The sequence below is a fragment of the Flavobacterium tyrosinilyticum genome (assembly GCF_023656565.1).
Taxonomy (GTDB): Bacteria; Bacteroidota; Bacteroidia; order Flavobacteriales; family Flavobacteriaceae; genus Flavobacterium; species Flavobacterium tyrosinilyticum.
The window spans coordinates 1,501,002-1,527,278 of the sequence record NZ_JAMOKG010000001.1; the positions used below are offsets into that span (position 1 = coordinate 1,501,002).

General features: G+C 33.8%; 25 protein-coding genes. 7 read left to right on the top strand and 18 right to left on the bottom strand.

From position 1 onward, the window contains the following. Nucleotides 1-4: 4 nt before the first annotated feature. The 6 genes from ybiA to NCC77_RS06585 all read left to right on the top strand — a co-directional run bounded on the left by ybiA (nucleotide 5) and on the right by NCC77_RS06585 (nucleotide 4,913). Nucleotides 5-532 (top strand): riboflavin biosynthesis intermediates N-glycosidase, encoded by a 528-nt coding sequence (ybiA, locus tag NCC77_RS06560; RefSeq protein WP_250834874.1) that lies wholly within the window; start codon nucleotides 5-7, stop codon nucleotides 530-532. Nucleotides 533-584: 52 nt separating this feature from the next. Further along, nucleotides 585-1,133, top strand: a complete 549-nt coding sequence (locus NCC77_RS06565) for an RNA 2'-phosphotransferase (protein ID WP_250834875.1) — start codon at nucleotides 585-587, stop codon at nucleotides 1,131-1,133. A gap of 66 nt (nucleotides 1,134-1,199) precedes the next feature. Next, on the top strand, nucleotides 1,200-1,760 hold the full coding sequence (locus NCC77_RS06570; RefSeq protein ID WP_250834876.1) for a prolyl hydroxylase family protein: 561 nt from the start codon (nucleotides 1,200-1,202) through the stop codon (nucleotides 1,758-1,760). Nucleotides 1,761-1,763: 3 nt separating this feature from the next. After that, nucleotides 1,764-2,495 carry a metallophosphoesterase family protein gene (locus NCC77_RS06575; protein ID WP_250834877.1) on the top strand — a complete coding sequence of 244 codons (732 nt, stop codon included), beginning with the start codon at nucleotides 1,764-1,766 and terminating at the stop codon, nucleotides 2,493-2,495. A 1-nt stretch (nucleotide 2,496) separates the two neighbouring features. Beyond that, nucleotides 2,497-3,432 (top strand): ADP-ribosylglycohydrolase family protein, encoded by a 936-nt coding sequence (locus tag NCC77_RS06580; protein WP_250834878.1) that lies wholly within the window; start codon nucleotides 2,497-2,499, stop codon nucleotides 3,430-3,432. 11 nt (nucleotides 3,433-3,443) lie between these two features. After that, nucleotides 3,444-4,913 carry a nicotinate phosphoribosyltransferase gene (locus tag NCC77_RS06585; RefSeq protein WP_250834879.1) on the top strand — a complete coding sequence of 490 codons (1,470 nt, stop codon included), beginning with the start codon at nucleotides 3,444-3,446 and terminating at the stop codon, nucleotides 4,911-4,913. Between the two features lie 220 nt (nucleotides 4,914-5,133). Here the strand turns inward: NCC77_RS06585 and nadD are convergent, their stop codons facing one another. The 4 genes from nadD to NCC77_RS06605 form a co-directional block, all read right to left on the bottom strand. Then, nucleotides 5,134-5,715, bottom strand: a complete 582-nt coding sequence (nadD, locus tag NCC77_RS06590) for a nicotinate (nicotinamide) nucleotide adenylyltransferase (RefSeq protein ID WP_250834880.1) — start codon at nucleotides 5,713-5,715, stop codon at nucleotides 5,134-5,136. Nucleotides 5,716-5,827: 112 nt separating this feature from the next. Then, nucleotides 5,828-6,400 (bottom strand): guanylate kinase, encoded by a 573-nt coding sequence (gene gmk, locus NCC77_RS06595; protein ID WP_250834881.1) that lies wholly within the window; start codon nucleotides 6,398-6,400, stop codon nucleotides 5,828-5,830. Between the two features lie 69 nt (nucleotides 6,401-6,469). Then, nucleotides 6,470-7,330, bottom strand: a complete 861-nt coding sequence (locus tag NCC77_RS06600; RefSeq protein ID WP_095928434.1) for a YicC/YloC family endoribonuclease — start codon at nucleotides 7,328-7,330, stop codon at nucleotides 6,470-6,472. Between the two features lie 95 nt (nucleotides 7,331-7,425). Then, a complete protein-coding gene (locus NCC77_RS06605; protein WP_095928433.1) occupies nucleotides 7,426-7,773 on the bottom strand; it encodes an arsenate reductase family protein in 348 nt (115 codons plus the stop codon). A 79-nt stretch (nucleotides 7,774-7,852) separates the two neighbouring features. Between NCC77_RS06605 and NCC77_RS06610 the strand changes: the two genes are divergently transcribed. Next, nucleotides 7,853-8,308 (top strand): DinB family protein, encoded by a 456-nt coding sequence (locus tag NCC77_RS06610; protein WP_250834882.1) that lies wholly within the window; start codon nucleotides 7,853-7,855, stop codon nucleotides 8,306-8,308. Nucleotides 8,309-8,337: 29 nt separating this feature from the next. Here NCC77_RS06610 and NCC77_RS06615 read toward each other — a convergent pair whose 3' ends face one another. From NCC77_RS06615 to uvrC, 14 genes are all read right to left on the bottom strand, one after another. Further along, nucleotides 8,338-8,826 carry a septal ring lytic transglycosylase RlpA family protein gene (locus NCC77_RS06615; RefSeq protein ID WP_250834883.1) on the bottom strand — a complete coding sequence of 163 codons (489 nt, stop codon included), beginning with the start codon at nucleotides 8,824-8,826 and terminating at the stop codon, nucleotides 8,338-8,340. Nucleotides 8,827-8,917: 91 nt separating this feature from the next. Continuing rightward, on the bottom strand, nucleotides 8,918-9,340 hold the full coding sequence (locus NCC77_RS06620; RefSeq protein WP_250834884.1) for a hypothetical protein: 423 nt from the start codon (nucleotides 9,338-9,340) through the stop codon (nucleotides 8,918-8,920). A gap of 108 nt (nucleotides 9,341-9,448) precedes the next feature. Continuing rightward, nucleotides 9,449-12,187, bottom strand: coding sequence for a TonB-dependent receptor (locus NCC77_RS06625; protein WP_250834885.1), 2,739 nt, complete (start codon nucleotides 12,185-12,187; stop codon nucleotides 9,449-9,451). Between the two features lie 321 nt (nucleotides 12,188-12,508). Further along, nucleotides 12,509-14,152, bottom strand: a complete 1,644-nt coding sequence (gene pgi, locus NCC77_RS06630) for a glucose-6-phosphate isomerase (RefSeq protein ID WP_250834886.1) — start codon at nucleotides 14,150-14,152, stop codon at nucleotides 12,509-12,511. A gap of 112 nt (nucleotides 14,153-14,264) precedes the next feature. Continuing rightward, on the bottom strand, nucleotides 14,265-14,597 hold the full coding sequence (locus tag NCC77_RS06635) for a hypothetical protein (protein WP_250834887.1): 333 nt from the start codon (nucleotides 14,595-14,597) through the stop codon (nucleotides 14,265-14,267). A 28-nt stretch (nucleotides 14,598-14,625) separates the two neighbouring features. Next, entirely contained in the window at nucleotides 14,626-15,240 is a 615-nt protein-coding gene (locus NCC77_RS06640; RefSeq protein ID WP_250834888.1) for a hypothetical protein, read from the bottom strand. Between the two features lie 24 nt (nucleotides 15,241-15,264). Beyond that, nucleotides 15,265-16,071 carry a hypothetical protein gene (locus tag NCC77_RS06645; protein WP_250834889.1) on the bottom strand — a complete coding sequence of 269 codons (807 nt, stop codon included), beginning with the start codon at nucleotides 16,069-16,071 and terminating at the stop codon, nucleotides 15,265-15,267. Nucleotides 16,072-16,089: 18 nt separating this feature from the next. Beyond that, nucleotides 16,090-17,310, bottom strand: a complete 1,221-nt coding sequence (locus NCC77_RS06650) for a M23 family metallopeptidase (protein WP_250834890.1) — start codon at nucleotides 17,308-17,310, stop codon at nucleotides 16,090-16,092. A 26-nt stretch (nucleotides 17,311-17,336) separates the two neighbouring features. Beyond that, on the bottom strand, nucleotides 17,337-18,278 hold the full coding sequence (locus NCC77_RS06655) for a tryptophan 2,3-dioxygenase family protein (RefSeq protein WP_250834891.1): 942 nt from the start codon (nucleotides 18,276-18,278) through the stop codon (nucleotides 17,337-17,339). After that, a complete protein-coding gene (locus tag NCC77_RS06660) occupies nucleotides 18,278-19,048 on the bottom strand; it encodes a DUF3108 domain-containing protein (protein WP_250834892.1) in 771 nt (256 codons plus the stop codon). Before NCC77_RS06660 ends, NCC77_RS06655 begins: the two co-directional genes overlap by 1 nt. 297 nt (nucleotides 19,049-19,345) lie before the next feature. Then, nucleotides 19,346-20,506, bottom strand: a complete 1,161-nt coding sequence (gene hppD, locus NCC77_RS06665) for a 4-hydroxyphenylpyruvate dioxygenase (RefSeq protein WP_198855313.1) — start codon at nucleotides 20,504-20,506, stop codon at nucleotides 19,346-19,348. A 197-nt stretch (nucleotides 20,507-20,703) separates the two neighbouring features. Further along, nucleotides 20,704-21,861 carry a homogentisate 1,2-dioxygenase gene (locus NCC77_RS06670; protein ID WP_250834893.1) on the bottom strand — a complete coding sequence of 386 codons (1,158 nt, stop codon included), beginning with the start codon at nucleotides 21,859-21,861 and terminating at the stop codon, nucleotides 20,704-20,706. A gap of 317 nt (nucleotides 21,862-22,178) precedes the next feature. Then, nucleotides 22,179-24,449 carry a patatin-like phospholipase family protein gene (locus NCC77_RS06675; protein ID WP_250834894.1) on the bottom strand — a complete coding sequence of 757 codons (2,271 nt, stop codon included), beginning with the start codon at nucleotides 24,447-24,449 and terminating at the stop codon, nucleotides 22,179-22,181. Nucleotides 24,450-24,456: 7 nt separating this feature from the next. Next, on the bottom strand, nucleotides 24,457-26,250 hold the full coding sequence (gene uvrC, locus NCC77_RS06680; protein WP_250834895.1) for an excinuclease ABC subunit UvrC: 1,794 nt from the start codon (nucleotides 26,248-26,250) through the stop codon (nucleotides 24,457-24,459). Nucleotides 26,251-26,277: the final 27 nt, after the last annotated feature.

A 26,277-nucleotide genomic window follows, 5' to 3' on the forward strand; every position in this document is an offset into this window, starting at 1 on the left:
AAAAATGAAATATAATATAGATACCATAGCTCCAGAAAGTAAGTTTGTATTTTTCTGGGGTCATCAACCGAGTAAAGACGGAAAAATTCTTAAAACCTGTTTCAGCCAATGGTGGTTGAGTTCTTTTAAAGTAGATAAAGTAACTTATAAAACTGCAGAACATTGGATGATGGCAAAGAAAGCCGAATTATTCAACGATCAAGAAATTTTAGAAAAAATCCTTAAAGCCGATTCTCCTGCCGAAGCTAAAAAATTGGGTAGAGAAGTTAAAAATTATGTAGATACGATTTGGCTAGAAAATCGATACGAAATTGTAAAACAAGGAAACTTTCACAAATTCAGCCAAAATGCCGATTTGAAAACGTTCTTACTAAACACTAAAGAACGTGTTATTGTAGAAGCAAGTCCAGTTGATCCAATTTGGGGAATCGGAATGGCAGAAGATCACAAAGATGTCCTAAAACCAGAAGCCTGGAAAGGATTGAATCTTTTAGGTTTTGCTTTGATGGAAGTTAGGGATGAATTGAGGTAATTAGAAATTATAAAAAATAAAGATGTTCCGTAGGAACATATCATAGGTAATAATGAATGAAAATATAGCAAAAAGCGTCAGCAAGTTTTTAAGTCTGGTGCTTAGACATTCGCCAGAAAAAATCGGATTAAAATTAGATGAAAACGGTTGGGCAGATGTTGAAGAATTAATTACAAAATGTAATAAAAAAGGACAACGCATGGACGCAGAACTTTTAGATTACGTAGTAGAAAATAACGATAAAAAGCGTTTTGCTTATAACGAAAATAAAACCAAAATCCGTGCAAGTCAGGGGCATTCAATTTCGGTTGAATTAAATCTAGCAGAAACAGAACCTTTGGAATATTTGTACCACGGAACGGTCGGGAAGTTTATGGAGAACATTCGTGCAGAAGGTTTGAAAAAAATGAACCGTCAGCACGTGCATTTAAGCAAAGACAAAGAAACGGCAACAAAAGTAGGAAGCCGAAGAGGAGTGCCACAAATTTTAACCGTTAGAAGCGGCGCGATGCATAGAGACGGATTCAAATTTTATTTATCCGAAAATAATGTTTGGTTGACCGATGAGGTTCCAGCGAAGTACATTGAGTTCGCATCATAATAAAATGATTGCTTTAGAGATCAGACTTCTCAAGAAACAATTTTAGTAATTTCTAAATACATAATCATGCTGAATATTATTAATGAAGAAAAAGAAATTTACACAATCGATAATTTTCTTACCGTTGAGGAGTGTAATGAGTTAATAGAGAGAAGCGAACAAATTGGCTTTGAAGAAGCTGAAGTAAATGTTGATGGCGCACAAAAAATGATGAAAATGGTACGCAATAACGAGCGTATCATGTATCAGGATGATGAATACGCCTCTTTATTATGGCAGAAACTGCAACCATATGTTAGGGCAGAAGTAGGAAACAGTACAGCTATTGGATTAAATGAAATGTTTAGGTTTTATAAGTATAATCCAAGTCAGCGTTTTAAAATGCATATTGACGGAAGTTATAAACGCAATGAAACAGAATCTAGCTATTATACATTTCTTATTTATCTGAATGATGGTTATGAAGGCGGAGAAACAAAATTTGCTTCGGGTGAAATTATTGAACCCAAAACAGGATCAGCTCTTATTTTTGAACATAAACAGCGTCATGAAGGAGCATCTTTGATCTCGGGAATAAAATATGTTTTAAGAACTGATATTATGTATAAAAGTAAAGACAGTATTTAATTAATGAAAAGAACACTAGTTTTTGGAGATATTCACGGAGGATTAAACGCTTTGGTTCAATTACAGGAGAGGGTCTCGATATCTGAAAATGATAGATTAATTTTTTTAGGAGATTATGTAGATGGATGGAGCGAATCGGCACAGGTTATTGATTTTCTGATGGATTTATCCCAAAAGCACGAATGTATTTTTATAAAAGGAAATCACGATGCTTGGTGTCAAGAATGGTTGATGAACGATGTTGTAAATGATATCTGGTTTCTTCATGGAGGAAAATCGACAATAGAAAGTTATCAGAATGTTGATTTTTCGGAAAAACAGAAACATCTCGAGTTTTTTAATCAAATGAAAGATTATTTCGTAGATGAAAACAACAATCTTTTCATTCATGCTGGCTTCTCGTCTATGCATGGACCAGAAAAAGAACATTACCAAACCAATTTTTCGTGGGACAGAACGTTATGGGAAATGGCGCTGACAGTGGACAATCGAATCAAAAGGGATTCGATTTTATATCCAAAAAGATTACTGCTTTTTAATGAAATTTATATCGGTCACACACCGACACTTCATTACAATGTAGAAATCCCAATGCAAGGTTGTAATGTTTGGAATATTGATACAGGAGCAGGTTTTTATGGAAAACTTTCCTGTATTGATATAGAATCAAAAGAATTTTGGCAGAGCGATGTCGTGCAAACCTTGTATCCTAACGAGAAAGGAAGAAATAAATAAAATGAAAAATACAATAGAATCTGGTTTATTTGGCCTGGCTGTTGGTGATGCTTTGGGAGTTCCGGTTGAATTTCAATCTCGAGCTTATTTAAAACAAAATCCAGTTACAGAAATGTTTGGTTTTGGAACGCATCATCAGCCAATTGGAACTTGGAGTGATGACAGTTCACTAGCTTTTTGTTTAGCGGAGAGTTTATGTTCGGGCTATGATTTGAATGATATTGCTAGGAACTTTGTAAAATGGTATAGCGCAGAATTGTGGACACCACACGGACAAGTTTTTGATATTGGAATAGCAACCAGAAATGCAATTCTAAATATCGCAAAAGGACATCAGCCTGATTTATGCGGAGGATTTTCTGAAAGCGATAACGGAAATGGCTCCTTAATGCGTATTTTGCCATTGGTTTTTTATCTTCAAAAAGAAAATAATATTGAAGTTATTTATCAAAAAGTAAAAGAAGTTTCATCTATAACACACGCACATTTCAGATCTGTATTTGCTTGTTTTATTTACGTGGTTTATTGTTTGGAAATCTTAAAAGATAAAGATAAATTCGAAGCTTATAAAAATACCCAACTTGTTCTTTCTAAATTTCTGGAAGATAAAAGTTTTAATCCTGTTGAAATCGGATTATTTAATAGAATTTTAAAAAATGATATTTCAAAATACAATGAAAACGAAATTCATTCTTCGGGTTATGTGCTTCATAGTTTAGAAGCGAGCATCTGGTGTTTTCTAAATTCGGATTCTTATGAAGAAACTGTTTTAAAAGCAGTCAATTTAGGGCAAGATACAGATACAACCGGTGCTATTGCAGGAGGTTTGGCAGGAATTTATTATGGAATCGAGAGTATTCCGCAAAAATGGATTGAGAATTTAGTAAGAACAAACGATATAAAAGATTTAGCAGAACGCTTATCAAATAAAATATAAATAACTTATATATGAACCCACTACTATTAACTGACGGTTACAAAGTTGACCACAGAAGACAATACCCAGACGGAACCACAATTGTATATTCTAACTGGACACCAAGAAAATCAAGAATTGAAACAGTTGATGAAGTAATCTTTTTTGGACTGCAGTATTTCATTAAAAAATATATCATTCATGACTTCGAAGAGGATTTCTTCAAAAAGCCAAAAGAAGAGGTGATTAAAAAATATTCTCGCAGAATCAATAATTATTTAGGCGAAAATTTAGTTGGAACTAAACATATAGAAGATTTACATGATTTAGGCTATATTCCGATGGTGTTCAAAGCTTTGCCAGAAGGCGCAAGCGTTCCGCTAAGAGTTCCAATGTTTACGATGTACAATACGATTCCAGAATTTTTCTGGTTGACGAATTATTTCGAAACGTTACTTTCTGCAGTAGTTTGGCTGCCTTGTAACTCAGCAACCATTGCAAAAGAATACAGAAAAGTATTGGACAAATATGCGGCAGAAACTTCTTCTGTTCCAGAATTTGTAGATTGGCAGGCGCATGATTTCTCAATGAGAGGAATGGGCGGAATAGAAGCTGCTTTAACTTCTGCAGCTGGGCATTTATTGAGTTTTACAGGATCTGACACAATTCCTGCAATTGATTTCTTAGAAGAATATTACAATGCCAATTCAGATCTAGAATTGGTTGCAGGTTCAGTAGCAGCAACAGAACATTCTGTTATGTGTATGGGAACTACAGAAGGCGAGTACGAGACATTCAAAAGATTAATTACAGAAGTATATCCAAAAGGAATCGTTTCTATCGTTTCTGATACTTGGGATTTATGGAAAGTTTTAACGGATTATCTTCCAAGATTAAAAGAAGAAATCGTTTCAAGAGAAGGTAAAGTCGTAATTCGTCCTGACAGCGGTGATCCAGTTGATATTATCTGCGGAAATCCAAACGGAAAAACAGAACAAGAGAAAAAAGGCGTTATCGAATTGCTTTGGGATGTTTTTGGAGGAACAACAAATGCTAAAGGATTTAAAGAATTGGTTCCGCAAATCGGAGCTATTTATGGAGATAGTATTACAGTAGCAAGAGCAACTCAAATTTGCGAAAGATTAAAAGAAAAAGGATTTGCTTCTACGAATGTTGTTCTTGGAATTGGTTCTTTCACTTATCAATACAACACCAGAGATACTTTCGGATTTGCAATGAAAGCAACTTACGGAGAAGTAAACGGAGAGGGAAGAGCCATCTTCAAAGATCCGATTACAGACGACGGAACTAAAAAATCGGCTAAAGGATTAATGAAAATCGATTTAATCGATGGCAAGTATCATTTAACAGATAATGTTTCTTGGGAAGAAGAAAAACAAGGTGAATTGAAAGAAGTTTTTAGAGATGGAAAACTTTTGGTTGATCAATCGCTGAGTGAAATCAGAACGAGAGTAAAAAGTGAAGTGAGTATCGAAGCTTAATTATAAATAGAAAGCCTGAATGTAAGTTCAGGCTTTTTTGTGATTTGAATTTTTTACGTTCTGTTTGTCATTTCGACCAAAGGGAGAAATCACACTCGTAAATCGACAAAGATAGGATGCCCTTTGCGGAGTTTCTTGTGTGATTTCTCCCTTTGGTCGAAATGACATTATTGTGTGAAATAAAAAACCTCCAGTTAAAACTGGAGGCAATTCAAATTCTTTATTTCTTATAAAAATTATTATGATCAATATATTCCCAAACCTTTGGAGGCAATAAAGGCTGAATGTTTTTACCTTCTTTAATACTGTTTCGAATAAAAGTCGAGGAAATCTCTACAATTGGCGCATCTATTACATGAATTTTGGGATGCGATTTTAGCTCGACATTTTCAGGTTCATCAGAAATTCTTGGGTATACATAAATATCATGATTTTCCAGTATCACTTCATAGTTTTTCCATTTATGAAGCGTTTTCAGATTGTCTTCGCCCATAATTAAAGAAAACTCATGGGTTGGATATTTCTCTTGTAAATGAGCGAGCGTGATAACGGTATAACTCGGCTGAGGTAATTTAAATTCGATATCAGACGGTTTTATCTTTGTGTAATCTTCCGTAGCCAGAAAAACCATTTGCAGACGCTGTTGGTCGTCTAATAAAGTCGATTTCTTTTTTAACGGATTGTGAGGCGTAACGACCATCCAAATCTGATCTAAATCTGCAAACTCGGCCATGTGATTCGCAATGATTAAATGACCAACATGTATAGGGTTGTATGTTCCGAAGTAAAGACCTATTTTCATTTTTTATAGTTTCACAGAGAGTCGCTAAGATAGCACAAAGATTCGCAAAGTTTAAAATAATACTTTTGCGAATCTCTGTGTTTTTTTTGTTGTGTATCTCTGTGGAATAAAATTACTTGTTTATGAAATCTTTTACCAGTTGATGTGCTTCTTCAAGAGCAACTGATAAGTCATAGTTTTTGATAATCACGTCGAACTGAGGCGCTGTTGCCAATTCTACAGAAGCTTTTGCGATACGCATATTGATTTTGTCTTCGCTTTCTGTAGAACGTTGTTTTAATCGACGTTTTAATTCGTCAACACTTGGAGGTTTAACAAAAACAGCTAAAGTTTCTTCTGGAAATTTGTGTTTAATACGAAGGCCGCCAACCACATCAATGTCAAAAATGACATTTTTTCCTAAAGCCCAGATTCTTTCAATTTCCGATTTTAAAGTTCCGTAGAAGTTATCGCGATATACTTCTTCCCATTCCAAGAAATCTTCAGCTTTAATGTGCTTTTTGAATTCTTCCAACGAAATAAAATAATAATCCTTTCCGTCTACTTCTTCACCTCGTGGCGCACGCGATGCTGCCGAAATCGAAAATTCAAGATTTAAATCTTCCTGACCTAATAAATGTTTTACGATAGTTGTTTTTCCTGATCCTGAAGGTGCCGAAAAAACAATTAATTTTCCTTTGTTCATTGTGTATGCTTTAGGCTTTAAGCAATATGCTCTAAGCTTGATATTTGTGTGGTATTTATGCTCTAAGCTTTAAAGCACATTCAAAACCTGCTCTTTAATTTTCTCCAATTCATCCTTCATCATCACAACCAATTTCTGCATTTGAGCATGATTTGATTTAGATCCCATTGTGTTTATTTCGCGTCCCATTTCCTGAGTGATAAAACCAAGTTTTCGTCCATTAGCTTCAGTTCCATTAAGGGTTTCTATAAAATAATCCAAATGATTGCCTAAACGGACTTTTTCTTCAGTAATGTCTAATTTCTCTAAATAATAGATTAATTCCTGCTCAAAACGGTTTTCGTCAACGTTAACCTGTAATTCTGAAATTGCAGTCTGCAGACGATCTTTAATGGCTTGTACGCGTTCTGGATCAAGTGCCAAGGTGTCATTCATGAATTGACGAATGTTTCCAATTCTTAAATTGAATTCTTTTTCAAGAGATTCACCTTCGTCTTTACGGAAGTTTAAAATGTTTTGAAGTGCCTCATCAATGATAACTTGAATTTGCTCCCAGTCATTTTCGTCGATTTCTTCGCGTTCTGTTTTTAATGTGTCTGGCATACGAACCGCCATTTTCATTAATTCAGTTTCATCAGCATTTGGATTTACTTCTTTTAACTGCGCAATATAATTTTTTACGACAGGCACATTTACTTTAGTTGAAGTTTGTTCTGCAGTACTTTCTACATAGATTGCAAAATCAATTTTTCCTCTTTCCAATTTAGTCGAAATAAGAGTTCGCAATCCAAGTTCCATCTCACGGTAAACCGATGGCATTCTTACATTTAAATCTAAACCTTTAGAGTTTAGAGATTTTACTTCAACGGTGATTTTTTTTGTAGGCAATTGCAAAGAAGCTTTGCCAAACCCTGTCATAGATTGTATCATATAATTGAGTATAAAGGCGCAAAGATAAATAAAAGTTTGATGTGTTACGTTGTAAATTGTGAATCAGTTTTATAGATCAAAATTTGCGGTTATTCTTACGTTAGTGCATTTATAACTTCAGCTACATTTTTTTGGCTGTTGCCGATGTAGATTTTTCCGTCAATAATAAAAACCGGACGGCTTAAGAAAGTGTAATGCTCTAAAATGTATTTTTTAAAATCGGCTTCAGTCAAAGATTTTTCTTTTAATCCCATTGACTTGTACAATTGAGCCTTTTTGCTAAATAACGCTTCATAACTTCCAGAAAGTTTATACATTTCTTCCAGTTGTTCTTCTGTAATGGGGTCTTGTCTAATGTCTTGAAAAACTAAATTGTTTTCTGGAAGACTTTTAATGATTTTACGACAAGTATCACAGGATGCTAAGTAATATATTTTGTTCATTATTTATGAATTTGTTAGAATGCAAAGAAAATCCATTTGAAGCTTAAAAATGATTAATTTTAGAAAAAAAAATAAAATTATGAGTTCAGTTTTTGATGTGCAGAAAACTATTAGAGAAATTCTTTTGAAAATCTTAGACAGTCATTCGTTAGAACAATTAAACAAAGTTCCAGATGGTTTTAGCAATAATATTATTTGGAATATTGGCCATTGTATTTCTTCACAGCAGGTTTTGGTTTATAAATTATCAGGCCTTCCGACAATGGTTTCGGAAGATTTCATTAACAAATACAGAAAAGGAACCAAACCAGAAGGGGATGTTTCTCAAGCTGAAGTTGATGAGATTCGAACATTGCTTTCTACAACATTAGAAAAAACAAAAAATGATTTTGAGAGCGGACTTTTTGTTGATTACCACGAATATACTACAAGTATCGGTTTCACGCTTCGTCATGTTCAAGGAGCCTTGGATTTTAATAATTACCACGAAGGGCTTCATAGTGGAATTGCAATGGCGATAAGAAAATTGGTTTAAAAAAAGTCCCGCTTTAAGCGGGACTTTTTTTATTCAATTATAGTTTCAATGGTAACCTTCATAGCTCCGGCACCTTTGTGTTTTGTAATGTCCATAAAAGCTCTTTTAGACAAATCGATTTCACGGGTTTTTACAAAGGGTCCGCGATCTGTAATTTTTACGATAACGAATTTGCCATTGGCTTCATTGGTTACTTTAACTCTTGTTCCAAAAGGAAGTTTTTTGTGAGCTGCAGTATAGCTGTTGTTGTTGAATCTACTTCCATTAGCGGTTCTTTTTCCATTAAAACGATCTGCGTAGTAGGAAGCATGAGCGTTTTTCTTGTATGGTCTTAGTTTTAAACCTTTGTCAGTAAAAACAGAATCCGGCAACGGAATAATAGCTGGTTTTACATTTTTAACAGTATCTTGAATGATTTTAGGTTCTGTTGTAGGTTTGGTCTGGCTTATGACATACGTAAAGCCACTAATTAAGGTTAAAGCGATTGTGGCGAATAAAATGTTCTTTTTATTTCTCATGGGTTATTCTTTTTCAGACTTGGGGGGAGTTTGTACAAATAATATGCCGAGATAAAAAAAGCCCTCATTAAGGGCTTTTAATTGGTATTTTTTAGAACCAAAGGTTCCATGGAATTCTACTTAAAATAAGCAATAATCCTAATCCGTAAAAAATAGCAAAGGTTTTAAATTTAGCTTCGATATTGATTAATTTTTTATGTTTAGACCATCCGATAGTAATCAAGATGATAGCAATAATATTAATTAGAGGGTGTTCTAATGATGTTAATCTTAATTCTGCATTTGACATTTGTCCAAATGCTGCTTTTCCAAGCGGAGAAACAAAATATAAGATTAAACCAATCAATAATTGAGTGTGTGTGCCAATTAAAGCAAATAAAGCGATTTTACGATCCTTACCAGTAAATTCTTTTTTTGAAGTTACTCCGATGATAGCGTTAACCACTGCAATTACTAAAAGAAGCAATGCTAAGTACGCCCAGCCAGAGTGAAATTTTTGTAGAAAATTATACATAAACTGTGTTTTTTGTTCAAAAACAAATATAACAAAAAAGGCTATAAAAAAACGGCATTAAACTTAAAAGTCAATGCCGTTTTTATTATTTATTTAGATTCTAAATTCTTAGAAATCGTAACGTAATGCGAAGTTCCAAGTTCTACCGAAACCAAAGTATACTTGGTTTGTAGTAGCAATACCTTTGTAAGTTGTAACAGTAGGAACATCAGCAGCAAATATATTTGTTTTTGCTTCAGCAATGTAAGTGTAATCAAAAAGGTTGTTTACATTTAATCTGAAACCTACTGAGTTGCTTTTGTTTCTACCTACTAACAATTTGTATGATAAACCAGCATCAGCAGTACCGTAAGATGGTAATTGTAACGCACCTCTGTTATCTTCTTTAGTAAAGTTTCCTGGAGAGATAGCAGCATACAATTTGTCAACATAGTTGTAGTTTGCATCTACAGTAAAACGAGGTAAGATTTCATAAGTTGCTCCTAAAGCAGCAGTTGTTTGAGCAGCATCACCAACTCTTACACCGTCAAGGAATAATGTTGAACCAGTTCCGATTTGATTGTTAGCTGAATCGTAACGGTTACTTGTACTTGTTCCTTCATATTTCCAATCTCCAAGAGATAGCATACCTGTAATAGTAAGTTTGTCAAGCACTTTAGCAGTACCATCAATCTCAATACCTGAGTGGATTTCTGTAATTCCAGCGAAATCAAAGTAACCACCTGGATTATCAGCAGCACCATCATTAGATCTTTGGTATCTGTCTTTCCAAGAAGTTCTGTATAAGTTAACATTTGCAGTAAATTTACTTGTACGTAAACCATATCCAGCTTCAACAGCAAAGATTTTTTCGTTTGTTAAGTTACCAGCTACAATTGAACTGTTGTTTGGGTAAACTGCGTTAAAGAATGGTTGTTTTGAGTAGTATCCTGAGTTAACAAAAACATTATGGTGCTCGTTGATGTTGTAGTTAACACCACCTTTTACGTTACCACCTAAGATGTTTTCGTAATCTGTACTTGCTAATGGAGTTCCAGCTGCATATTTGAAATAGTCAACTCTTTTGAATCCTTGTTGAGAAAGTGCACCTTGAACGAATGCAGTAAATTTATCAGAAGTATACTCTAATTGAGTAAATCCTCCATACCATCTTACGTCACCGTCATTGTTGAAGTTGATTTTTTCTTCTTTGTCAGTGCTTTTGAATACATTCCAAGCTGGGTATGTAGAATATGTTCCGTATAAAACTCTATTTGGGTTGTTCACATCAAAATTGTCAGCGAATGCATCTGCCCCTAGAAGGTTGTTTACGTTTTGGTAGTGAAGACCTTTGTATCCTCTTACATCAACTCCTAAATCCCAAGTTAAATTTTCTGTGAATTTTTTGTTGAAGTTAACAATTGCACCATACCAGTTGTGAGAGTTAACAGATGAAATTTGAGAAATACCATTTGTAGTATTGTTTCCAGTAAGTGAAGTATTTTGGTATTGACCAGTCGTACCTGTTGTTGTACGAGTAGAAGCAGCACCATTGATCATTACCGTTTCACCTGAGTTGTAAGCTACGATTTTGTCATAATCAACTAAACCGTTTGCAGTTCTAAATGCAGCATTAGCATAATTTAATCCTTTAATAAATCCAGTTCCTCTAGATCCTCCTCCACGTCCGAAAGAAGCATAAGCTACAGCAGATAATTTAGATGTTTCATTAATTTGGAAATCATAGTTTAATGAAGTAACAGGTTTGTGGTAGTAGTTTCTTACCATGTTGAAAGCCTGACCATCTTTGTATCCCCAATCAGAGTTATATCTAATGTTTGGATCAGATACTGAACCATATTGTTGATACTGTGCTATAGTGATAAATGTAGATCTTTGATCGTGCCATTGTGGAGCACCAGTAACTGTAAATTGGAAATCGTGTTTGTTATTTTTTGTAGTATAACCAAGAGCTACATAGTAGTTATCTCCGTTAAATTGAGTTCCATCTACATATCCGTCACCTTGAGTGTGGCTGTATAATACAGAAGCAGAGAATCCGCTATCTAATTTTCCTGTGTTGTAAGCAACGTTAGATTTGAAGAAATTATCGTTACCAAAAGAAGTACCAACTGTACCACCTTGTTTTAAATCTGAAGCTTTAGTTACGTAGTTCATAGTACCTCCAACAGAAGCAATAGCTAATTTAGAAGAACCTAAACCTCTTTGTACTTGAATGAAAGAAGTTACGTCAGATAAACCTGCCCAGTTACTCCAGTAAACAGCACCGTTTTCCATGTCGTTAACTGGCATACCGTTAACCATTACCGCAACGTTGTTTTGGCTAAATCCACGAATTGTGATTCTAGAATCTCCAAATCCACCACCAGATTTAGTTACGTAAACAGATGGAGTGCTTTTTAACATTTCAGGAAGTTCTTGGTTTCCTAGTTTTGCCTGAATTTCAGAAGCTTTAATTGTTGATACTGCAACAGGAGTTTTTCTGTCTTTTGCAATATCTACTGTGCTACTTTTAACTACGATCTCGCTCAATTCGTTTGAGTTAGAAACCAAAGTGATAGTTCCTAAGTTTGTAGTTGCGCCGTTAGACACATTAAATTTCACAGTTTGGTTGTCATAACCTAAGAAAGAGATAACAATCTCTCCTGTGCTTGATGTTGAAGTAAGAGTAAATTTACCATCAAAATCTGTTGAAGTTGCTGTAGTAGATCCTTTGATCACTACATTTGCTCCTGGTAATCCACCTGTTCCGTCGGTAATTTTACCAGTAACTTTTCCTTGAGAAAATACGGTTGAAACTATCATAAAGAATAGTCCGGTCAGTAACCAATTTTTCATTTTCTTCATTTTGTTATTGAGTTTATTGTTTTTGGCAAAATTATAACAAATAACTCAGATAATGTTATCGAAATGTTAAGAAAAACAAGTTTTGCTTTTTGTGCTGCGCATTAAAATGAATTTTTCTCTTTTTATTAAAAAAAATATTGATTTGTTGAATTTATATAATGCTTTTTTGTTAAAAATGTAATTATTTCCATAGTCAAGCAATGTTAAAAATGTAAATTAGCGGATTTTTCTGTCTTTTGTCGGAATTTCATACAAAAAACGTCCTAATTTTACTAGTAATTAGGACGTTTTAAAAGTTAAAGAATATTTAAGCCAATGTTTCTATTTGTTTTTTAAGAAATGATTTAACAAAAATGAAGTCGAACTGTCATGATTTTTAACCGTCTTAGAATTGATCTCATCTAAGATTGAGTTTGCTAATTGCTTACCTAATTCAACTCCCCATTGATCAAAACTAAAGATGTTCCAGATCACGCCTTGAACAAATATTTTGTGCTCATATAATGCGATTAAAGATCCTAAGCTTTTTGGGGTAAGTTTCTGAATTAAAATTGTATTAGTTGGTTTGTTTCCTGTAAAAACTTTAAATGGTAATAAGTATGAAGCTTTTTCAGCTGCAAGTCCTTGTTTGTCAAATTCTGCTTGAACTTGGGCTGGAGTTTTACCATTCATTAAAGCTTCTGTTTGAGCAAAGAAATTAGACATCAATTTATCGTGGTGGTCTTCATTGCCATAAAGAGGTTTTACAAATCCAATAAAATCTGTTGGAATTCTTTTTGTTCCTTGGTGAATTAATTGGAAGAAAGCGTGTTGAGAATTTGTTCCTGGCTCTCCCCAAATAATTGTTCCGGTTTGGTAATTAACAGGTTTGCCATCACGACCAACACTTTTTCCATTGCTTTCCATAAAAGCTTGCTGTAAATAAGGAGCAAGTTTATGTAAATATTGTGTGTATGGAATCAAAGCTTCGCTTTCAGCACCATAAAAATTATTGTACCAAACGCTTAATAAAGCCAAAATAACGGGAATGTTTTTGTCGAATTCTGCCGATTTGAAATGTTCGTCCATTTCATTTGCTCCAACTAACAATTGATTGTAGTTTTCAAAACCAATTGCCAAAGCGATGCTCAAACCAACTGCGCTCCAAAGAGAAAATCTTCCTCCAACCCAATCCCACATTGGAAAAACGTTGTCCGGATTAATTCCGAATTCTGTTACATTTTTAATGTTTGTAGAAACCGCTGCAAAGTGTTTCGCAATATCTTCCTGAGTAGCCGATTTCAAAAACCATTCTTTAATAGTTTCTGAATTCGAAAGTGTTTCCTGAGTAGTAAAAGTTTTAGAAACAATCACGAAAAGTGTCGTTTCAGGATTTAGTTTTTTGATAACTTCATTTACGTGGTCACCGTCGACATTTGAAACGAAATGTGTGTTTAGGTGATTTTTATAAAATTGTAAAGCTTCAACCGCCATTACTGGACCAAGGTCTGAACCGCCAATTCCGATATTTACAACATCAGTAAAAGTTTTTCCTGTATATCCTTTTCTTTGCCCAGAGATTACTTCTTCTGTAAAGTTTTTGATTTTATTTTTTACTTCGTAAACTTCTGGAATTACATTTTCTCCGTCAACCTTAATAACTGCCGATTCTGGAGCACGTAATGCCGTATGTAAAACAGCGCGATTTTCTGTCTGATTGATTAATTCTCCTCCAAAATATTGTGCAATTGCATCTTTCAGTCCGATCGAGTTTGCCAATTCTAATAAAAGAGAAACAGTTTCCTGACTAATATTGTTTTTTGAGTAATCTACTAAAAAATCATTCCATTGTAAATTGAATTTTTCAGCACGGGCACTATCTTGTTGAAACAATTCTTGTATTGTGGTTTCGTGAATTGCGTTATAGTGGTTTTGTAGATTTTTCCACGCTTCAGTCCCAGTTGGGTTTGTTGTGTTTAAAGCCATTTTATCTATAATTGAGTTTGTTTTCTGAAACACAAAAATACTGAAATAAGTTTTAAAAGGGGAATGGTTTGCGATTATATAACAATTAGTTACGAAAACGTTTTATGAATTATCACTTTTGATTTTTGGAAGCTATAATGATTGCTCCATCATTTTCCTTTTCGTTATAAATTATACGGCTGCTGTTTTTGTTTATAAAGTCTAAAGTAATAATGTCAAGTTTTTTAAGTGGCAAGAAGACGGTGTCTTGTTTTTTGTTGTATTTAAATGGAATTCCGTTTATTACGATCAAAGGCGATTCTCCAATTAAATCTTTTTCGAAGGCAGTGCTAACTAGTTGCTGTACAAAATATTTGCTTTCTTCTTTTTCATTTAAAATAAAAACTTTTGGCTTGGAGCATCCTACGGCTAATAGTGATAAAAATATCAGAAAGGATTTTTGCATGAATAAATAAGAGTTTAAGAAATATTTTTTACCAGAATTTCCACCAAGGCTTTTTATTAATTTCTATAATTTTCTTCGAGACATCAATATCTATTCTTTTTGGAGATTCGGTTTTAATTTTAGAATCGTCAAAAAATAATTTTCCGCTCCCGTCCATTCCGAGTGGAGATTTTGTTCTTTCTTTCCATTCTTCGGTTTGCAATTCTGAAACGAAAGGTAAATCGATTTTTTCGCGAAAGCGTTTTTGAGCTTTTTCTATAATTTCTTCCTCTAAGTTTGAAGATGAATTTTTGAAAAGCGAAATTGAATTGTCTGGAATATTCAAAAGAAAAATCTGTGTTTTATCACCAATCTTCTGAATGTCTAATACTTTAAAATAGGCAATTGAATCTAATAGAAAATGACCAATTTTTGCTGAGTCAGGATTGAATTTCGACAAATCTTTTGCATGGGAACTGGCAATCAAATATCTAAGGTTGCTCGAAAGGCCTCCGCCAATCGAACTCATATCTGTAAAACCCTTTTCCTGAATAATCTGTCCGACTTTATAATTTAAAATTAGACTTTCAGGAAGATTCGTATCTCTGTAAAATAATTTTAAACCAGAAAAAGTTTCATTAAGGATGGATTTGATTCTTTTCATAACTTTCCGCGTTAGCCTTAAGAATTAATTAAATTCGAAGTTCTCATCTTCTAAATTTATTATAGTTTTAATGCCGTTATTCATTAATTCCATAACTAGATCGAATGGTTTATCGACACTCTGAGGTTTGTATGCTATGAATATTTCAGTTGTGCCATAAAAAACAAGTTTTACTGAAAACAAGCCAAATTTGTCAGGTTTTTGAAATTCATAATTAAATACTAAAGGATTTTCACCCTTTTTTATAAGTTTTAATTCTTTTTCTATGTCAAATTTCTTTTTTATGAATTTTTTTAAAGTTTGCATGTAAGTATCCTCATATTCTAAAAATCCAAAGAAAATTTTTATTTCACCAACGAATTTTGTTTTGTATTCATGGAAATAAATTCCATAAGCAATATGTTCAAAACAACTTTGTAGTCTTGCTATGTTTGGATATCCTATAGAAATTGGTTTAAATTCTTTTTCAGATATTTTAAGGTTAACTATCTTGTGATTTCGTAAAATTTGTTTGTTAAGGAAATCTTTGCTTTTTCTACGAATTGCCCTATCCGATTTGGTTAAAAAATGAAATTGACCAACTGCATTATTTGTTATAATTCCTGATAATGATAACATTAGGAATTCATCATCGTCGGATTTCGACGTATTGTGGAGGTCGCATGAAGGAACTTTTATGAGGTTTTTTTTGAAATCAATTCCTCTTGTGTCCTTTTGTTCCGGAAATAAACATTTAGGAGGAACATGTTCTTGTGAAGTTGCAATATTTTCACACATATAGCATTTTTGTGTAATATTATCTTTTGAAATATTTTTACCTTCTAATGCCATTTGTATTATTTGAGTTGCTTACAAATTCCCAATACTATCCAATTCTCTTTTCAAAGGCTCAATCTGTTTCATGAAACGAGTTCTGTCGTTTCCTGTCAAAGATTCTCCAGTTGGAAGATTCAGTCTGAGAGCATCTACTTGTACTCCGTTTTTCCAAAAACGGTAACAAACGTGAGGACCAGAAGCTAGACCTGTACTTCCTACCAAACCAATTGTCTGACCTTGAGTAACGCGCTGTCCGCGGCGAACCAAGATTTTAGACATATGTAAATATTGGGTAGAGTAGGTTCCGTTGTGTTTTACCTTTACAAAGTTTCCGTTTCCTGCAGTATATCCTGTAGCTTCAACAACACCAGAAGCGGTTGTAGAAATTGGCGTTCCTGTTGGAGCGGCGTAATCTGTTCCTTTATGCGCTTTCCAAGTATGTTGAACGGGATGATATCTATTCATAGTGAATCTTGAAGTGATTCGGCTGAATTTAATTGGAGTTTTTAAGAAAAAGTTTTTAAGTGTTTTTCCTTCATCATCATAATATTCAACTTTACCAGAAGTGGTGTCTCTTGCAAAAGGGAAGGCATAAATTATTTTGCCTTTATATTCAAAAAATGCAGCCTCAAGATCTTCAACGCCATCATATGTTTTTCCGTTGATAAATCTTTCAGTGAAAATTAATCCGTAGCGATCTCCTTTTTTAAGTTTAAAAAAGTCAATAGACCAAGAAAATACTTTTGTGATTCTGCTCGCCAAAGCTGTTTCAACACTTTCGTTTCCTAAAGTTTCAGATAATGAACTTTTAAGAACGCCACCAATCATTTTTCTTTTTAGAGAAACAGGTTTTATTTTTTTATATGCTTTTGCAATGCTATCTCTTAAATCAATAACATAATAACTTAAGGCGTCTGGCTGATAAACAAAAACTTGAAGATTATTCGTTTTGTTTTTAGAACGAAGTAAAGTAAAGGGTTTGCCATAACGAATACTTCTTACATTGAACGAATCTTTTACCTGTTCTACAATATCATGTACTTTTTTATCTCCAATATTTTGACTTTGTAGTATGGAGCCAAAAGAATCTCCTTTTGAAATAGTATCATTAACAACATTAAAGTCTGCGTAATTAAAACCGAATTCTATTTTTTTGGTTGCTGGTTTAGTAATTTTTGTTTCTACTTTTTCTTCTGCTTTTTTACATGAAAAAATAGAAAACAAGACAATTAAAATTACGACTGCTTTTTTCAAACTTTTAATATTTTTTTGTGGTGAAATTAAACTTCGGTTTCATTTCCCCAATTGGACAATTCTTCTTCGGTCCACAATTTAGGAAAAAAGATGCGTCTTTGGTATTTTGGGTGCATATATTTTTGCCAATCACTTCCTCCAGTAGCTTCTCCGTTACCTTTTCCGCTTTCTAAAATGTATTTTCTAGCCGTATTAAGGTGCTGCATTACCCAAGTAATGTTTACCGTTTTGTCGTAATGGCGCATTACTGCAATTAGTTCTGTATTTTGTTGGTCTTCAATAGGTAATTGAATGAATTTTTGCCAAAGATTTTTGGTTTTAAAAGAAGCCATTTGTCTTAAAAACTGCTCTTTGTACTTTTTCTCAAACTCATTTAGTAAATATGATTTTTCGCCGGTATGATAATCTTTTCCGGCAGCTTGCCAATAAAGATGTTCGAAGCTAGTTTCTAAATCGGTATTTTCGTCAAAGTTTGCTTTGTATCTGCGGTCTGTCAAATTGATCACATCAGTCGAAGCAAATTCGATCATTCTATATTGAGCACTTTGGAATCCGCTGGCAGGAGTAAGCGTATTTCTAAATTTCATGTATTGATCTACTTCCATACCGTTTTCCATAATACTGAAAGAGTTGGTAAGCATGTCAAAATATCTTGTGATTCTTGATAGTCTTTCGCTAAAAAAATCAACTTGAATGTTTTCTGTTTCGGCAATCTGATCAATTTCCCACAGAATCATTTTAAAAATCAATTCGTTTACCTGATGGTACATTATAAATACCATTTCGTCAGGAAGTGTGGTGCGTTGAATTTGCAGATTTAAAAGGGCATCGGTCTGAATATAATCCCAATATGTGATAGGTTTAGCCCAAAGCAATCCTTCTAATTGAACATCAGTTTTTTGATTTATGGCTTGAAATTTAAGATCAATTTCTTTTAAAAGTGCTTCAGAATTATCTGTAGGGTTCATTATTTTTTTACTTTAAGTGGACTTTTTAATCCTTTATAATCATCAAGATCTGCCTTAAGCGATCCGACAGCCAAATCTGCTTTAATTCTTATGGGAACTTTGTTTACATCATCTGTTATCCAGAGTGTTAAGCTCTCTTTTTCTTTAAATACTCTACCTGTTTGTACCAATGGCTTAAAGACCATTGTAGAAACGGTTCCAAATTTAGTCGTAATATCTTGACGGCCTACAAATTTTAACTTAAATTTTGTGATTTCTTCATCAAAAAACATATCGATTGTAATGGCTTCACCAGATTTAAGTTTATCGATATTGGGATGGTTTCTCAAAAAGTAAAAGGCCGACACAATATCTTGTACCTCTTCTGATACTAGAATCGTTTTTTCTGATTTTCTTTTATAGTCTTTTACTAAAACTCTATTTTCTGCTTGATTGAAAAAACCTTCTTGATTTTTGGTGTAGCCACCTTCGTCAATTTTTCTAACATAACGATAGGGTTTTCCTGTTTCTTTGTCGAAATAACTTTCGTATAAATCTTCTACTTTAAAGAAAAATTTAGACATTCCAGTTGTGTAACCTTTTCCAACAGAGTGATATACCTTTTTGTTGTTTATCGTGGCATCTTTAACTTCAAGTGTAGCGTAGCCCGCATTTACAATTCCGTAATGTATTCTAAATTTAAAATATTCTCCTGTATCGAAGGCATCTTCTTTTTGAGGCGCAAATGAGAGTGTTGTTAGTGCTAATATAGTCAGGATGAGCTTTTTCATAGTACATTCTTTACATTTTATTATAAAGATAGACAAATGCAAATTCTATTCCAAATGTACCAAAACAAAAAAACTCAGTCAAGAATGACTGAGTTTTTATGCTATTAACTAACCAAAAAACTATAAATTATGAAATTTATATCAATTCGGAAGGAAACCACCCCTTCCTGATTTGCGGTGCAAAGATAGATAGAAAGTTCAAAAATAAAATAGCAAAAGTCAAGTTTAACATAACATTTGCAAAAAAAGCATCGTTTTTTGGCGAATTATGTGATTTTGTGCATCAAAATTAACATTTTATAGCGTTCCTCTCAATTCTTGCTCTCTTTCGATAGACTCAAAAAGGGCTTTAAAGTTACCTGCACCGAACCCTTTTGCACCCATTCTTTGAATAATTTCGAAGAAAAGCGTCGGTCTGTCTTGAACTGGCTTTGTAAAAATTTGTAAAAGGTAACCATCTTCGTCGGCATCGACCATGATTGCTAATTTTTCGATTTCGTTCAAATCCTCTTTCATCATGTCCATATGAACACCCAATCTTTCAGGAATTGCTTCGTAATATGCGTGTGGAGGAGCCGATAAAAATTCAACACCACGTGCTCTAAGTTGTGATACCGTTTTAATAATATCGTCTGTAGCAATGGCGATATGCTGAATTCCAGGTCCGCCGTAAAAATCTAAATATTCTTCAATTTGAGATTTTTTCTTTCCTTCTGCAGGTTCGTTGATTGGAAATTTAATTCTTCCGTTTCCGTTTGACATTACTTTACTCATCAAGGCAGAATATTCTGTAGTGATTTGTTTGTCATCAAAAGATAGGAAATTCACGAACCCCATAACTTCTTCGTAGAATTTTACCCAAGTATTCATTTCGTTCCAACCTACATTTCCAACCATGTGGTCGATGTATTTTAATCCAGTTGATTCTGGGTTAAAGTCAGATTTCCATTCTTTATAACCTGGCAAGAAAACCCCATTGTAATTTTTTCTTTCTACAAAAATGTGAACTGTCTCTCCGTAAGTGTAAATTCCAGAACGAACTACTTGTCCAAATTCATCTTCTTCAACCGTTGGTTCCATAAAAGAACGCGCACCACGTTTCATGGTTTCTTCGTAAGATTTTGTAGCGTCTTCAACCCAAAGAGCAGCCACTTTTACACCGTCACCATGTTTTTTCAAATGCTCGTTTATTGGAGAATCTGCTGTTAAAGGTGTTGTCAAAACAATTCTAATTTTATCTTGTTTCAAAACATAAGAGGCTCTGTCTTTTACTCCAGTTTCTAATCCAGCATAAGCTAATGACTGATATCCAAATGCAGATTTATAATAATGTGCAGCTTGTTTTGCGTTGCCTACATAAAATTCTACATAATCTGTTCCTAATAATGGAAGGAAATCTTGCGCTCCTTCAAATATTTTCTCTAATCCGTATTCTACTGATTTTACTTCTTTTGACATGATGTTTATTTGTTTAATCGGTTAATCGTTTATTTGATTTTACCGAAGTGTTGTGTTTAAAATTTGTTTTTTTACCGCAAAGAGCGCAAAGATTTTTTATTAATAGGATTTTGTTAAATCGCAAAAGGATGCAAAGCTTTTATAGCGATCTTTGCGTAAAATCCTTGCGAACTTTGTGGTTAGATCGAAAGTGAGATTTATTCACACCAAGATTTATAGTACTGACCATCATCTAATCCCATAGCTTCTTCAGTAACCATTAATGGACGGAAGGTATCCACCATAACGGCTAATTCCTGAGTTTCTTTATGACCAATGCTGCGTTCCATTGCGCCTGGCGCTGGTCCGTGCGGAATTCCTTTTGGGTGTAAAGTGATATGACCCTGCTCAATATTATTACGGCTCATAAAATCGCCGTCCACATAATATAGTACTTCGTCAGAATCTATATTGCTGTGATTGTATGGCGCCGGAATTGCTTTCGGATGATAATCGTAAAGTCTTGGGCAGAATGAACAAACGACAAAAGTTGCCGTTTCAAAAGTTTGATGTACTGGAGGTGGTTGGTGTACGCGTCCAGTTATAGGTTCGAAGTTATGAATTGAAAATCCGTATGGGAAATTGTAGCCGTCCCAGCCTACAACGTCAAACGGATGTGTGGCATAAACCACTTCATGAATCATTCCTTCCTTTTTGATTTTAATTAAAAAATCGCCTTTTTCGTCATGAGTTTCCAATTCGCTTGGCAAAATAAAATCACGCTCACAAAATGGAGAATGTTCTAAATGCTGTCCAGATTGGTTTTTATAACGTTTTGGAGTATAAAAAGGAGAATAAGATTCTACATAAAATAATCGGTTGTCTTCTGTTTCGAAATCGATCTGATAAATAATACCGCGCGGAATAATTAAATAATCGCCATATTCAAACGGAATATTTCCTAACATGGTTCTTAATTTTCCTTTTCCTCTATGAATGAAAAGCATTTCATCGGCATCGGCATTTTTATAAAAATAATTTCGAAGCGATTCTTTCGGCGCAGCCAAACCAATAATACAGTCTTTATTGACAAGCATTGCTTTTCGGCTGTCCAGAAAATCATTTTCGGGTTTTAATTCAAAACCTTTAAAAAGAAGCGATTTTATATTTTTTCCGATTGCAATTTTAGGTTCAACCGAATAAGAGTTTAAAATTTCTTTAACCTGAGTTGGTCTGTGTACGTGATAAGACAATGAAGAATGTCCGTGAAAACCTTCGGTTCCGAACAATTGTTCATAGTAAAAACCTCCGTTTGGTTTTTCAAATTGGGTGTGTCGCTTTTGCGGAAATTCTCCGAGTTTGTGATATAATGGCATGGCTTTTCAATTAGATAATTAGTAAATTAGATAATTCGAAAATTTGAATTGCAGAGTGAATAATCAGTCCAATTTTTTCAATTGACTAATTATCTCAATTCGATAGAAGCATTATTCTGGATTTCTCTTAATAAGAAATTGAAGATACTCTAATAAACCTGTCCAATTTGTTTTCATTATAACAAATGTCGTAATTTTTTCGAAGTAAAAATAAAAATTATATTATTTATAACTATAAAATAACTTAGTTTTTTTGATTTAATTTTTATGATGTAAAAAAATACACTGTTTTTATTGAAGTATTCTCGGTTATAATACTAAAATTGAAACCCGATACTAAACCACGTAAAGCTTTTTGACATTTCTGGAGACCAAGATTGTTTTACTTCGATTGGTCCAATTATGGTTTCTAAACCATAACCAATGGCATATCCTGTATACTTTGGCATAGAAACCCAATCTACAGAAGAAAAAATATCATCTCCTAAGTTGGCAAAATTTGCAGATACATTGATGTGATTTTTTTTGAAGATTTCGTAATCAATATTAATATCAGTTTTAATGTAACTGTTGCCGGCAATGCTTAGAAAATCGTATCCGTAGAAATAATTGAAATTGTTTATTTTGTTGTAACCATAACCACCAAATATAAAATCAAAAAAAGGAACACTGTCGCTGCCAATATTAAACCCAGCATCGGCTCCAAATTTTATGGTTGCTTTTCTAAATAGCGGTCTAACAACTGATATTTCGGCTTTTGCAATCGAGAAAGGTTTAAATTGCTTTGTATAATCTGATGATGCCATATAGGTTTGCAGATCTGTAGAAAAATATAATCCAGAACTTGGGTAATATTTTTCATCTAGCGAATCGTACTTTAAATAGGCAAAGGCACTAAAATAATTGCTTTTTTCAATTATGTTATCTTCGTTTGTAAGTGTTGGGGAGTTAATTTTTAGATACTTATATTCTAATCCACCGCCCATTAAAAATTTCTGGACAAAAATAGTCTGAAAATAAGCCTGATTGGTTATATCCATGAAGTCAACATTAATAAGATTGACATTTGGATTCTCTTTAAGAACACCACTCAAACTAGTCGTTACATTTCGATTAAATTGATTTAGTCTCGAACGGAAGCCAAAACTGATGTTAAAACCATTTTCGACATAATAATTAAAATCATATCTGAAATTATCACCCAAAATGATATCCAAAGAAGTAACATCGTTTTTTAAAAAAGTCTTTTTATGAGTTAGGTTTAATAAAACCGCACTTTTGTAAAGGCCATCATAATGAAGTCCAAGTTTTAAATAAGTCTGAGTTGGATTTTCTCGTAAAACCAAATCCAAATCGTCCTTATCGCCATCTGGCTGAAGGCAATAGGAGATAGTGCTAAAGTTTTGTGTTGCATTTAAGTTGTTTATCCCAGCTTTAAGTCCATCATAAGTTATGGTGCTTCCTGGTTTAAAACGAAGTTTACCGCGAATATATTCTTTGGTGTAATTATCTAATTTATCAGTATTTATGTCTTGAATATGAAGTGTGTCTGTTTCAACTTTTAATTTTGGCTTTTTGTAAAAGTGGTTTTCATCACTCAGAGTCTTGATTTTTTCATAAACTGCAAAAGCGGCTTCTTCTCCTTTTCTAATGATTTCTTCTCCTCGGTCAAACGAAATAACTCCAAAATCACGAATATCGGGTCTGATGTAAACATCTGTGTCCTTTATTTTGTTTTTCATTTTTTCGATGGATTGCAGATTGGTAATCTGAACCAAGATTCGTGTGGCGTTTTTTAGGTTTTTTCTTTTCAGCAAATCGTCTTGAACATCTACACCAATAATAATATCTGCGCCGAGATTGCGAACTTCTTGTATGGGATAATTGTTTACAACACCACCATCAACCAACAAGTTTCCGTCAATTTCAACTGGTGTAAATAGGGAAGGAAAGGCCGAACTCGCCATCATGGCCTGAACCAGATTTCCTTTATTAAGCAAAACTTCTTCCCCTGTTTCAATATTAGTTCCAATACATAAAAAAGGAGTTGGCAGTTTGTTGAAATCGCGAATGTGACGTACATTTCTAGTTAAACTGCTTAATAAATTATAATTGTACATTCCTTTTGAAAGTGCTTCTGGAATGCCGACTCTGAAATTACTGAAAGGCAAGACAATCGCATATAACTCGTCATTCTTCTTGCCATAAAAATTCTTAGATGAACGCGGAATATAATCGTTTATTAATTCGTCGAAGTTGGTTTGTTTGAAAATAGAATCGATTTGAGAAGCATTGTAGCCAGAAGCATAAAGTCCGCCAATTACAGATCCCATACTGGTTCCGCCAATGTAGTCAATTTTGATTCCGGCTTCTTCCAAAACTTTCAAAACTCCAATATGTGCAAAACCTTTGGCGCCGCCGCCGCTTAAAACTAATCCTATTTTGGGTCTTTTAATACTATCTTTTTTTGTTTCCTGCGAAAATGATCTTGACGAAAACAAAAAGGTCAGCAATAAAACAAATGAGAATGCGTACGAAGAAGCTCCTTTGAGACAAATTTTTGAAATGTACAGTTGGAATGAACGCATAAAAATTTTAATTGGTTTTGTAAAAGTCGACAATTTTTTTGGCTTTAGAAACACCTATAACGTCTGAAATTTCTTTTTCTGTAGCCAATTTTAATCTTTTAACACTTTTGAAATGCTGAATTAAAGCAAGCATGGTTTTTTCTCCAATTCCAGGAATGCTTTCAACGGAAGAATTAAGTGCCGATTTGCTTCGTTTGTCTCTATGAAAAGTAATTCCAAATCGGTGCGCTTCGTTTCTTAAATGCTGAATGACTTTTAAGGTTTCCGATTTTTTATCCAAGTAAAGCGGAATCGAATCTCCAGGATAAAAAAGCTCTTCCAAACGTTTTGCGATTCCAATAATTGCCACTTTTCCTCTCAATCCTAAATCATCGATACTTTTTAATGCGGCAGAAAGCTGTCCTTTTCCACCGTCAATAATAATCAGTTGTGGAAGAGGTTCATTTTCGTCCAACAATCTTTTGTAACGGCGATAAACGATTTCGGTCATCGAAGCAAAATCGTTCGGGCCTTCAACAGTTTTGACATTAAAATGGCGATAATCTTTTTTGCTTGGTTTTCCATCTTTAAAAACCACGCAAGCCGCAACAGGATTTGTTCCCTGAATGTTCGAGTTATCAAAACATTCTATATGTCTTGGTTCAACAGGAAGACGTAAATCTTTCTGCATCTGCGCCATAATTCTTTTAACATGACGATCTGGATCTACAATTTGCAATTGCTTCAATTGTTCGATTCTATAAAATTTGGCATTTCGAATCGATAAATCTAAAATCTGTTTTTTGTCTCCAAGCTGAGGAACCGTTGTTTTAATGTTTTCGCCCAAATCCATTTCAAAAGGAACAATGATTTCTTTTGATAATAATTGAAAACGCTCGCGAAGTTCTATAATGGCCAATTCTAATAATTCTTCATCACTTTCATCCAGCTTTTTCTTCATTTCTAAAGTGTGCGAACGAATAATAGAACCGTGAGAAATCTGAAGGAAATTGACAAAAGCCGCACTTTCATCAGAAACAATCGAGAAAACATCGATATTGGTAATCTTCGGATTTATGATCGTCGATTTTGATTGATAGTTTTCTAAAACCTCAATTTTTTCTTTTATTTTTTGCGCTTCTTCAAACTGTAAATTCTGCGCATAAGTGTTCATCAGTTTCTTGAAATCCTTTAAACTTTCTTTGAAGTTTCCTTTCAGGATTTCGCGAATTGCATTGACTTGTTTTTGGTATTCTTCTAAAGGTTCCAAACCTTCGCAAGGACCTTTGCAATTGCCAATGTGATATTCCAAACAAACTTTAAACTTGCCAGAATTAATATTCGATTCGCTTAAATCGTAATTGCAAGTTCGAAGCGGATACAATTCTTTGATTAACTCTAAAATCGTATGTACGGTTTTGAAATTGGTGTATGGTCCAAAATATTCTGAGCCATCTTTGACCATTCTTCTAGTAGAAAATATTCTAGAAAAAGGCTCTTTTTTGATACAAATCCAAGGATACGTTTTATCATCACGAAGTAAAACATTGTATCGTGGCTGAAGTGTTTTAATTAAATTATTTTCTAATAAAAGTGCATCGGTTTCGGTTGGAACTACGATGTGTTTTATCGTTACGATTTTTTTTACCAGTACATTTGTCTTGGCAGTATCGTGAATTTTATTGAAATAAGAAGAAACCCTTTTTTTTAAATTTTTAGCTTTGCCGACATACAAGATTTTCCCGTCTTTATCATAATATTGATATACGCCAGGATTGTCTGGTAAAGTTAAAATTTGAAGATCTAAGGCTGGTTTTTGCATTCTTTTTTATGTGTGAAGATACTCGAA

Coding starts and splice junctions, on each gene's coding strand:
- NCC77_RS06605 (WP_095928433.1), bottom strand. CDS start 7,773: ATGAACAAAATATATTACTTAGCATCCTGTGATACTTGTCGTAAAATC.
- NCC77_RS06600 (WP_095928434.1), bottom strand. CDS start 7,330: ATGATACAATCTATGACAGGGTTTGGCAAAGCTTCTTTGCAATTGCCT.
- NCC77_RS06585 (WP_250834879.1), top strand. CDS start 3,444: ATGAACCCACTACTATTAACTGACGGTTACAAAGTTGACCACAGAAGA.
- NCC77_RS06640 (WP_250834888.1), bottom strand. CDS start 15,240: ATGAAAAGAATCAAATCCATCCTTAATGAAACTTTTTCTGGTTTAAAA.
- NCC77_RS06655 (WP_250834891.1), bottom strand. CDS start 18,278: ATGAACCCTACAGATAATTCTGAAGCACTTTTAAAAGAAATTGATCTT.
- gmk (WP_250834881.1), bottom strand. CDS start 6,400: ATGAACAAAGGAAAATTAATTGTTTTTTCGGCACCTTCAGGATCAGGA.
- NCC77_RS06580 (WP_250834878.1), top strand. CDS start 2,497: ATGAAAAATACAATAGAATCTGGTTTATTTGGCCTGGCTGTTGGTGAT.
- nadD (WP_250834880.1), bottom strand. CDS start 5,715: ATGAAAATAGGTCTTTACTTCGGAACATACAACCCTATACATGTTGGT.
- NCC77_RS06565 (WP_250834875.1), top strand. CDS start 585: ATGAATGAAAATATAGCAAAAAGCGTCAGCAAGTTTTTAAGTCTGGTG.
- NCC77_RS06620 (WP_250834884.1), bottom strand. CDS start 9,340: ATGTATAATTTTCTACAAAAATTTCACTCTGGCTGGGCGTACTTAGCA.
- NCC77_RS06635 (WP_250834887.1), bottom strand. CDS start 14,597: ATGCAAAAATCCTTTCTGATATTTTTATCACTATTAGCCGTAGGATGC.
- NCC77_RS06570 (WP_250834876.1), top strand. CDS start 1,200: ATGCTGAATATTATTAATGAAGAAAAAGAAATTTACACAATCGATAAT.
- NCC77_RS06675 (WP_250834894.1), bottom strand. CDS start 24,449: ATGCGTTCATTCCAACTGTACATTTCAAAAATTTGTCTCAAAGGAGCT.
- uvrC (WP_250834895.1), bottom strand. CDS start 26,250: ATGCAAAAACCAGCCTTAGATCTTCAAATTTTAACTTTACCAGACAAT.
- NCC77_RS06660 (WP_250834892.1), bottom strand. CDS start 19,048: ATGAAAAAGCTCATCCTGACTATATTAGCACTAACAACACTCTCATTT.
- hppD (WP_198855313.1), bottom strand. CDS start 20,506: ATGTCAAAAGAAGTAAAATCAGTAGAATACGGATTAGAGAAAATATTT.
- NCC77_RS06575 (WP_250834877.1), top strand. CDS start 1,764: ATGAAAAGAACACTAGTTTTTGGAGATATTCACGGAGGATTAAACGCT.
- NCC77_RS06645 (WP_250834889.1), bottom strand. CDS start 16,071: ATGGCATTAGAAGGTAAAAATATTTCAAAAGATAATATTACACAAAAA.
- NCC77_RS06625 (WP_250834885.1), bottom strand. CDS start 12,187: ATGAAGAAAATGAAAAATTGGTTACTGACCGGACTATTCTTTATGATA.
- NCC77_RS06615 (WP_250834883.1), bottom strand. CDS start 8,826: ATGAGAAATAAAAAGAACATTTTATTCGCCACAATCGCTTTAACCTTA.
- NCC77_RS06610 (WP_250834882.1), top strand. CDS start 7,853: ATGAGTTCAGTTTTTGATGTGCAGAAAACTATTAGAGAAATTCTTTTG.
- NCC77_RS06670 (WP_250834893.1), bottom strand. CDS start 21,861: ATGCCATTATATCACAAACTCGGAGAATTTCCGCAAAAGCGACACACC.
- pgi (WP_250834886.1), bottom strand. CDS start 14,152: ATGGCTTTAAACACAACAAACCCAACTGGGACTGAAGCGTGGAAAAAT.
- ybiA (WP_250834874.1), top strand. CDS start 5: ATGAAATATAATATAGATACCATAGCTCCAGAAAGTAAGTTTGTATTT.